The sequence below is a fragment of the uncultured Brachyspira sp. genome, assembly GCF_910588665.1.
GTDB lineage: Bacteria > Spirochaetota > Brachyspiria > Brachyspirales > Brachyspiraceae > Brachyspira.
This window is the reverse complement of the sequence record NZ_CAJUPR010000047.1, coordinates 1-1,634: the sequence shown is the minus strand read 5'-3', so window position 1 is coordinate 1,634 and position 1,634 is coordinate 1. Positions and strand designations below refer to the sequence as shown.

The window sequence follows — 1,634 nt, the reverse complement described above, 5'->3', positions numbered from 1 at the left end:
ATAAATGTTATTGTTTTATTTTTGTTCAAAAATGATTACTGAAATATTATTAAGTGTTGTTGTTGTTGAATTAGCAGTTATTATTATCGGTTTTACATATGATTCAAGTCCTGAATTAAGTGAAGAAATTAGAGCAAAACTATATTCTTAATCATTTAACGATAACTAAATATGTTAAAAAAAGGATGATTCCTACTAATTTTAAGTATATAGAATCAAGTGAGTATGATGATGAAATTGAAGAAGAAAAAGAATTTGATATAGATATTGCAATGAATGAAGCTTATAACAAAAATAAAGATAAGATATTAGCTGAAAGTATAAGATCTGTAGCTAATGGAATATTTGCTTATTACAATTCATTAAATATTCTAGTCGGGAATCAAGGTCGCGGAAAAACTCATATTATGTTAAGAGATATTATTCAAATATCTAGATTAAAAGATTGTAACTTTCATTTAATTGTTTATATTAGCAAAAATGGTTCAATTAATGATAGTACGTTTGAAGCTCAACAAGAATTAATTCAACTACCGATTCAAGTTATATCAGATTCTAATGCTGAAAAATATTTGAAAGAACTAGATTTATATAAAGAATTGTTTGATAAATATTGTAATACACCAAAAATAACTATTGATAATAATAAGCTAAATTCTATGTTTGAGTTTCTTCATGTTAATAAACTAAATAAGCCAAATCAACCTTTAAACACTATTATATTATGTGAAGATTTTGTTAAAAGTAAATTAATTAAATCAGCATACTTTACTAACTATATTACTCAATTAAGACATAAACATTCAATAGTTTATATTAATATTCAGTTCTTTAAATCAATATCAACAGATTACAAAAATAATGCTACAACTTTCTTCATATTTAGTGGTTATTCACGACAAAAATTACAATATATTTATCAACAAGTTTCACTTCCGATTATGTTTGATGAATTATGGAGATATTATGTAAAAATGAAGAATCATGATTTTATTTTAGTAAATGTTAGAGAAAATACAATTAAGTTTATTCGAGTATAAGATCTTGATGTTTACCGACAAATAGATCATAAGATTCTATATTATATTTTTGTCTTAATTGTTCAATTATTTTTTTTGTTTCTGGATTTGCTTTTTCAATACTATAATTAAAGTAACTATTCTCTAAATATTCATGTAATTCAGTATTTCCGTTAATGAAGAATTCTTGTAAATTCATAGATATTCTTCTTCTTAAATTAGATGTTATATTAATATACTCAAAATCTAATTCTTTTAACTTATCTGGATATAATCTTGTTATTTCACCTTCTTTATTTTTAAGTGAAACATACAAAACTCGAGCTCTAAAACTATTTCTTCCTATTAAAACAGGATATTTATCACATAAAATAGAAAAATCACAATCATTAAACTTATTTGGATCTTGTAATAATTGAATAAGGTTATTAACATATTCAAAAACTTTCATACATCTCATTTTTGTATTAAAAGTAAAAAATAAAAATAATAAATACAAAAATAAAGTTTAAGTTTTTTAATCTTCTTCTTCTTCTTCATATTCTTCATTTATTTTGTATTTATTAAGATTAAACTCTTTTGCATACTTATTACCTTCTTCATTATCATTAAAAT

At 22.1% G+C, this 1,634-nt stretch carries 2 protein-coding genes; one reads left to right on the top strand and one right to left on the bottom strand.

What is annotated here, in order from left to right:
- The first annotated feature begins 119 nt into the window (after window positions 1-119).
- Window positions 120-1,040 carry a hypothetical protein gene (locus tag QZ306_RS10555; RefSeq protein ID WP_295163666.1) on the top strand — a complete coding sequence of 307 codons (921 nt, stop codon included), beginning with the start codon at window positions 120-122 and terminating at the stop codon, window positions 1,038-1,040.
- Here the strand turns inward: QZ306_RS10555 and QZ306_RS10550 are convergent.
- A complete protein-coding gene (locus QZ306_RS10550; protein WP_295163665.1) occupies window positions 1,027-1,470 on the bottom strand; it encodes a hypothetical protein in 444 nt (147 codons plus the stop codon). The two genes, QZ306_RS10555 and QZ306_RS10550, sit on opposite strands and share 14 nt — an antisense overlap.
- Between the last annotated feature and the right edge of the window lie 164 nt (window positions 1,471-1,634).